Origin of the sequence: Mycobacterium attenuatum (assembly GCF_900566085.1) — a bacterium.
GTDB lineage: Bacteria > Actinomycetota > Actinomycetes > Mycobacteriales > Mycobacteriaceae > Mycobacterium > Mycobacterium attenuatum.
This window is the reverse complement of sequence record NZ_UPHT01000156.1, coordinates 1-7,296: the sequence shown is the minus strand read 5'-3', so window position 1 is coordinate 7,296 and position 7,296 is coordinate 1. Positions and strand designations below refer to the sequence as shown.

5 protein-coding genes and 1 pseudogene are annotated in these 7,296 nt (G+C 67.5%); 2 read left to right on the top strand and 4 right to left on the bottom strand.

What is annotated here, in order from left to right; translation table 11 throughout:
* Window positions 1-239 precede the first annotated feature (239 nt).
* Window positions 240-1,508, top strand: a complete 1,269-nt coding sequence (gene purD, locus EET13_RS25040; protein ID WP_122444786.1) for a phosphoribosylamine--glycine ligase — start codon at window positions 240-242, stop codon at window positions 1,506-1,508.
* Window positions 1,509-1,582: 74 nt separating this feature from the next.
* Here purD and EET13_RS25035 read toward each other — a convergent pair whose 3' ends face one another.
* The 3 genes from EET13_RS25035 to EET13_RS25025 all read right to left on the bottom strand — a co-directional run bounded on the left by EET13_RS25035 (window position 1,583) and on the right by EET13_RS25025 (window position 5,818).
* Entirely contained in the window at window positions 1,583-3,130 is a 1,548-nt protein-coding gene (locus EET13_RS25035; protein WP_211189137.1) for a serine/threonine-protein kinase, read from the bottom strand.
* A 178-nt stretch (window positions 3,131-3,308) separates the two neighbouring features.
* Complete coding sequence (locus tag EET13_RS25030; RefSeq protein WP_122444785.1) at window positions 3,309-4,892, bottom strand: gamma-glutamyltransferase family protein; 1,584 nt, start codon at window positions 4,890-4,892, stop codon at window positions 3,309-3,311.
* Window positions 4,893-4,906: 14 nt separating this feature from the next.
* The gene (locus EET13_RS25025) at window positions 4,907-5,818 is read right to left on the bottom strand and encodes an alpha/beta hydrolase-fold protein (protein WP_122444784.1); all 912 of its coding nucleotides are present in this window, start codon (window positions 5,816-5,818) and stop codon (window positions 4,907-4,909) included.
* A gap of 55 nt (window positions 5,819-5,873) precedes the next feature.
* Here EET13_RS25025 and EET13_RS25020 point away from each other — a divergent pair, with 55 nt between their 5' ends.
* Entirely contained in the window at window positions 5,874-6,515 is a 642-nt protein-coding gene (locus EET13_RS25020; RefSeq protein ID WP_122444787.1) for a TetR/AcrR family transcriptional regulator, read from the top strand.
* On the opposite strand, the pseudogene EET13_RS25015 reads toward EET13_RS25020, so the two are convergent.
* Window positions 6,450-6,978 (bottom strand): annotated as a pseudogene (locus EET13_RS25015) (DUF429 domain-containing protein). The gene EET13_RS25020 and the pseudogene EET13_RS25015 sit on opposite strands and share 66 nt — an antisense overlap.
* Between the last annotated feature and the right edge of the window lie 318 nt (window positions 6,979-7,296).

Here is a 7,296-nt window from a genome sequence, read left to right as displayed (position 1 = left end):
GGTTGGGGCGGTTGGGGCGGCTCGATGGCGGTCATGAATCCCCACTGCCGCACCACGTTTGCCTATGTGATGAACAAGATGGGACAGGTCACCTCGGCTGGGACCGATCGCACCCGCCGATACACCCAACTGATCTACCAGGCCCTCCGCTAAGCCGCGCCGGCCCGTTCCCGCCGGCCGCAGAAGACCCGACGGGGCGGTGGCCTGAGCCGGGACTTGCGCGGCTACGCTGACCTCTCGTGCGCGTCCTGGTAATCGGCTCCGGTGCCCGTGAACATGCCCTGCTCTTGGCGCTGGCCAGGGATCCGCAGGTCACACATCTCATCGTGGCTCCCGGCAACGCCGGAACCGAGCGTGTGGCCGAACAGCACAACGTCGACATCACTTCCGGCGCGGACGTCGTTGCTCTGGCCCGCCGGGTCGAGGCCGACCTCGTGGTCATCGGCCCGGAACTGCCGCTGGTGCTGGGGGTGGCCGACGCCGTACGTGCCGCCGGCATCGTCTGCTTCGGGCCCGGCAAAGACGCCGCCCGCATCGAAGGGTCCAAGGCATTCGCCAAGGACGTGATGGCCGCAGCCGGCGTGCGCACCGCCGCGAGCGAAATCGTCGACAACCCAGCGCATTTGGACGCCGCCCTGGATCGGTTCGGCCCGCCCGCGGGCGACCCGGCCTGGGTGGTCAAAGACGACCACCTGGCCGCCGGCAAGGGCGTGGTGGTCACGGCGGACCGTGCGGCTGCGCGCACCCATGCCGCGGGACTGCTCGAGGCCGGGCATCCGGTGCTGCTGGAGTCTTATCTCGACGGTCCGGAGGTGTCGCTGTTCTGTGTGGTGGACGGCGAGACGGTGGTGCCGCTGTTGCCGGCGCAGGATTTCAAGCGGGTTGGCGAGGACGACACCGGGCCCAACACCGGGGGTATGGGCGCTTACGCGCCGCTGCCGTGGCTGCCCCGTGAGGTCTACCAGGAGATAGTCAGCCAGATTGTCGAACCCGTTGCGGCCGAACTGGTTCGGCGTGGCAGCCCATTCTGCGGCCTGCTGTATGCCGGGCTGGCGATTACCGTGAAGGGGCCCTCGGTGGTCGAATTCAACTGCCGTTTCGGCGATCCCGAAACTCAGGCAGTGCTGGCGCTGCTGGAGTCGCCCCTGGGGCAGTTGATGTACGCGGCCGGCGACGGAAAATTGGCGGAGTTCGGCGAATTGCGCTGGCGGGAAGGTGCCGCCGTGGCGGTGGTGCTGGCGGCCGAAAATTATCCGGGGCGGCCCCGGGTCGGCGACGTCGTCGTCGGCTCGGAAGCCGACGGGGTACTGCATGCCGGTACCAGCCGGCGTGAGAACGGCACCATCGTGTCATCCGGCGGCCGGGTCCTGTCGGTGGTGGGCACCGGCGCGGACCTGTCGGCGGCGCGGGCGCAGGCATATCATATCCTGAGCTCAATTCGCTTGACCGGCAGTCATTTCCGCACCGATATCGGCTTACGAGCGGCGCAGAACAAGATCAGCGTTTAGCCACCGGCGGCGGCATGCAGGGCAGCAGCGACCCAAGGTGACCCAAGCATGCCTGACCCGCGGACGCGGTTGTGCTATCCCAGATGCTGTGGGCAATAGGCGGTGATCGCCGCGTTGACGCCGGCGGCCGCCTGTGCGGGCGTGAGTCCGGAATTGTTGTTCACGGTTGCTGCGACGGCATCGTCGGGGCTGGCCCCGTTTTGAAGATCCGTGCACACGGCGCGGCCGGTCGCGGCGGCAGTTGCGGGGTCGGTGACGATAACGCCGGGAATCTGAGACACGAGACCAAGAAAGGTCTGGTCGGGACCCGGGGTCGGCCGCTGCGGGGCCGGGGCCGGTTGTCGGGGCGACGGCGGGGCCTGAACCGATCCGGGGGCGATGAATGCCGTTGGCGGAGTGACCTTCCCGGCCGGCGCCGCGGGCGGCGGTGCTGTCGCGGGCGCCGGCGGGTACTCCGCGGTGTCTCGAGGCGACGCCGCGGCGACGGTTGGCGGGCCGGCGGCTGGCTCCCGGGGCACCGCCAAGGTCGGGGATGGGGCGGGCGGTCCCGGCGTCGAAACGGTGTCGAACGGGTAGCCACTGGCGCCGACGCCGGCGAGCACGATAACCGTTGACGCCGCCGCAAAAACCCGCCACCGGCTGCGTCGCTGTTGTTTGCCGGTGTCGGCCGGGGGCACTGCGGTGTTCCGGAGTGGCCTGTTCGCCAAGGGTTGCGGCATGGTCGAAGCCGACGCTATCGGATGTTCGAGGCTGTGTGCTGCCCGCGCCAACGCGTCGGCGAAGTCGGCGCACCGGGCGAATCGATCGGTGGGGTCCTTCGCCAAAGCCACGGCAAACACCGGGTCGAAGGCCGCGAGCATCGGGCGGGTCTGCGCCAGTGCCGGCGGCGTGGCGGTCAGGTGGCGGCTGATGACAACGGCCGGATTGGTGTGCGGGAACAGTGTTGATCCGGTCAGCAGATGGTAGGCGGTAGCCGCGAGCGCGTACTGATCGGCACGTCCGTCGATTGGCTCGCCCGCCAACTGTTCGGGCGCTGCGTAGGGAAACGTCCCGATCGCCATGTTCGTCACGGTCAGGCCGCTGGTTTCGCCGATGTTGCGAGCTATTCCGAAGTCGGCCAAAAGGATTCGCCAAACATCAGTTTCCGGTTGGGCGATCAGGATATTGGCGGGGCTGACATCGCGGTGCATCACCTGATGGTGCTGATGCGCGTAGTCGAGTGCGCTCGCGATCGCCCCGATTATCGCGGCTACCTGCTCTCCCGGCATTCCGGCCGGAAAGCGGTTGCGCAACAGGCTCGCTGCGTCGGTTCCGTCGACGAAGTCCATGGAGATCCATAGCTTGCCGTCGAACTCGCCTCGGTCGTTGACGCGCACGATGTTCGGGTGCCACAGCGCGGACGCTACGTCGGCTTCCCTGATGAATCGGCGCCGATAGTCCTCGTCCGCAGATACCTCATTGTCCAGTATCTTCAGCGCTTCGCGGCGCGGCAGCCTTGGGTGCTGGGCAAGGTAGACGTCTCCCATTCCACCGCAGCCCAGCAACCGGAGAATCGTGTAGCCGGCAAACATCTCACCGGCTTTCAACCCGATGCCGGGGCCGTGACTATCTAACCCAATCATCGCACCGTCCATTACCGGAATGCCGAGCACATTCCCAGCGCAGTTTGCGATTATCTGCATCGATATTACCCAGCGCGTTACCGCAAAGCCACCGTTAGTTTCCTATGAGTTCACCTATAGTTCACTTTCAGGCCCTGGGGTCGGTCGGCGCCCAAGGCACGCGTTGCCGGCCCGGCGGTCAGAACGCCACAGCCTGACCGTCGCGGCGCGGGTCGCTGGCCGCGACATAACCGTCGTCGAGGCGCCAGATCGCCTGGCAGCTACCGAACTGGTCGTAGTCGTTCACCGGTACCAGCTCATGCCCGCGGCCACGCAAGCCGTCGAGTGTTGCCGGCGGAAAGCCCTTTTCGCAACAGACCTGCTGTCCCTGCACCCAGCGAAACCGTGGCCCGTCGCACGCCGTCTGCGGGTTCTGGCCGTAATCGGCGATGCGGACCAGCACCTGCACGTGGCCCTGCGGTTGCATCTGGCCACCCATCACCCCGAAACTCAGCAGCGGTGCGCCGTCCTTGGTCACGAACCCGGGAATGATGGTGTGGAAGGGGCGCTTCCCGGGTCCGACCTGGTTCGGATGGCCCTGTGCCGCAAGAAAACACGAGCCACGATTCTGTAGTGAAATGCCGGTTCCCGGCACCACCACGCCGGAGCCGAAGCCCAGGTAGTTCGACTGGATCATCGACACCATCATTCCGGCGGCGTCTGCCGCGGTGAGATATACGGTGCCGCCCCTTGGGCTTCCGGCCGATGCCGGCTTGGCGTGTTCGAGGTCGATCTGCGCGGCGCGCTCCCGCGAATATTCCTCGTCGAGCAGGCGTTCCGGAGGCAGCGGCATGTCGTCGATGTCGGCGACATAGGCCTGCGCATCGGCGAATGCGAGTTTCAGCGCCTCGATCTGCAGATGCACGCTGTCGGCGGAATCGACTGGCAGCGAAGCCATGTCGAAGTGGGATAGGATTCCGAGCGCGATGAGCGCGATGATGCCCTGACCGTTGGGCGGCATCTCGTGAATGGTGTAGCCGCGGTATGTTCCGGTGATGGTGCCGACCCAGTCGCTGCGATGCGCGGCCAGGTCGCCGACTCGCATGGCGCCGCCGTTGGCGATCGCGTGCGCTTCGAGCTTTTCGGCAAATTCTCCTCGGTAGAACGCCGCGCCGCGGCTGGCCGCGATCTTCTCCAGGGTGTCGGCGTGGTCGGGAAACCGGAACGGCTCACCCGGTTTCGGCGTGCGTCCGCCGGGCAGGAACGCCTCGGCGAACCCGGGCTGTCCGGTGAACACGGGTGCCTGGGCAGCCCATTGCCGCGAGACGGTTGACGACACGAGAAACCCGTTGCGGCCGTATGTGATTGCCGGCTCGAAGAGTCGCTCGAACGGCAGGTTGCCGAATTTGGTGTGTAGTTCCGTCCATGCCGACACTGCGCCGGGCACGGTCACCGAATTCCAGCCGAGCGCGGGAACGCCGTTGGCGCCGAAGTATTCCGGCGTCCACGCCGCGGGTGAGCGGCCGGACGCATTCAAGCCGTGCAGTCGGGTGCCGTCCCAGACAATGGCGAACGCATCAGCGCCGATGCCGTTGGACACCGGTTCCACCAGCGTCAGGGTGATGGCGGTGGCTACGGCCGCGTCCACCGCGTTGCCGCCTTCGGCGAACATCCGCAGACCGGCCTGCGCGGCGAGCGGCTGTGAGGTGGCGACAACGTTTCGGCCCAGGATCGGCATTCGCGGCCAGCCGTACGGAAAACCCCAATCAAAAGGCGCGGTCATCAATCTATGCTCGCCTACGCCGTCAGCAGCGGGGCCATCCAGGTCAGTTCGGCGGGCAGCTGCGAGCTCCAAAACCCGCCGTTGTGCCCGCCGGGGGAGAACCCGCCCGCGGGCGGGTTCGGCAGCTGAGCAATGAACTGTTTGGTCGCCGAATAAAAGGGATCGCTGTCGCCGCAATCCACCCGGATCGGAATGGAACCCAGCGCCGGCATGCCGTACACCGAATTGGCCGCGAAGTCGTCGGCTCCGTCGAACGCTCCCGGTGCGGCCGCACCGGCCGATGTCCACAGCGCCGGGCTCACTGCGCAGATCGCCGCCGTCCGGCCCGGCCCTAGCCGGCCGCCGAGCAGCAACGCCCCGTACCCGCCCATCGACCAGCCCAGAAACGCTACCCGTGAGGTGTCCAGATTTTGGGTCCCCAGCAGCGGGATCAGCTCGCTCAACACCATGGCCCCAGAATCCTCACCGGAAGCCCGCCTGTGCCAGTAACTGCCACCGCCGTCGACGGCGACCACAGCAAACGGCGGCAGCCCGGCATTGACGGCTTGTGCCAGGCCCTGTTCGACGCCGCCAGCCATCACGGTGGCCGCATCGCTGCCCTTGCCGTGCAGCGCGATCACCGGCCGCAACGGCTTGGTTTGGCCCGGCGGCCGGGCGATCGCCCAGTTCGTCGATATTCCGCCCCGCGCCGCCGACACGAACGAGCCCGTCGTCATCGTCGGCGCGGCCTGAGCCGGCGGCGGTGGATCGAGTGGTCGTGTCGGCGCCAACGGAACGTTTGTGCCAATCGCCGGTGCCGGGGCGGCGTGCGAAGTCCGGGGCCCGAACAGCGTGCCGAGTGCGAATGCGCCGCCTGCGCCAAGGGTCGCGCTGGCACCGAGGCCCAGCACGGCGCGGCGACTTAAGTCCGGCATGCCGGCCATCATGCCATGGCCGTTTAGCGAAAATGGCAATCCAGTACCAATTTCACTGGCAGCATGGGTGGGCGTGACGGCAGCAGTTACTCCAAAAGGAGAACGTCGGCGGTATGCGTTGGTCAGCGCTGCCGCCGAGCTGCTTGGCGAGGGCGGATTCGAAGCAGTGCGTCACCGGGCCGTAGCCCGTCGGGCCGGGCTGCCGTTAGCGTCTACCACCTACTACTTTTCGTCCCTGGACGACTTGATCGCCCGCGCGGTCGAACACATCGGGATGATCGAGGTGGCGCAGTTAAGGGCACGGGTCAACGCGCTGCCGCGGCGGCGACGCGGGCCCGAGACAACCGGTGAAGTGCTGGTTGACCTCCTGGTGGGGGATGTGGACGGCCCGGGACTTGCCGAGCAACTGATATCGCGATACGAGCGGCATATCGCCTGTACCCGCCTGCCCGCGCTGCGGGAAAGCATGCGGCGCAACCTGCGCCAGCGCGCCGAGGCGGTCGCCGAGGCCATCGAGCGATCGGGCCGCTCCGTGCGCATCGAACTGGTGTGCACCCTGATTTGCGCGGTCGACGGTTCGGTGGTCTCCGCGCTGGTCGAAGGCCGGGATGCCCGCAATGCCGCGCTGGCCACCGTGGTCGATCTAATCGAGGTTCTTGCGCCGATCGACCAACGACCGATCCGCATCGCCAGCACGTCCGCGGGTTAGTGACGGCGTAACGATACAGCCGCTGGCCGGGTCCCCGCAGATGGTGACATCGGCGGGACGTCGTTTCGCGGACAACGCCACGTAGGCGCAGCGGACGGCATCGACGGGGTCTTCCCCGTGGCGCAGTTCGCTTTTGCGCCGCGCGGTGCTCACCCCGCGGCGCGGGGCCGCCCAATCGGCGTGAGCGGTGACGGGTAGCGCACCGGCGCCGCTGCGAGCGACTCGATAAAGTCCAGCAGCCTCAATAGCTCCGATTCGAGTTGGTCGACGTCGCGGCCCGGCTGTGCCTTGTACTTCAGTGTGCGGGGCAACCGGAGCAATGCAACATCGCGGCGTGCGGATGGACCTCGATCGCGCATCGTTTGGCACCGGAGGCATCCACCGGCAGGCCGTCGTCGTCGGTCACCGCAACACCGGTGGGATTGCGGCCCGCCCAGGCCAGATCCACACCGGCGAAGTACATAGGCCGAAGGTAAGCGTGGCCGATCGAGGGCGCCTCGAATCCCAGCAGAACGTCTGGACCGGACCTGCCTGCCCCCGATACACCAGCCGCCGACGACCCAATGCTGCCGACGCTGGCCGCCACCGCAGGCCCGCCGGACCTCGTGAAAGAGATGCGTGCCGCGGCTTGCCGGCTAGGTCAGCCCGTCCAGGCCGAGCAGCAGCCCCCCGGCTCCGGGGGTGCCACCGGTGCCGGCCACGAAGCCCGTCCCGCCCTTACCGCCGTTACCGCCGTTGCCGATCAGCATGGCGTCGCCGCCGGCCCCGCCTTTGCCGCCGG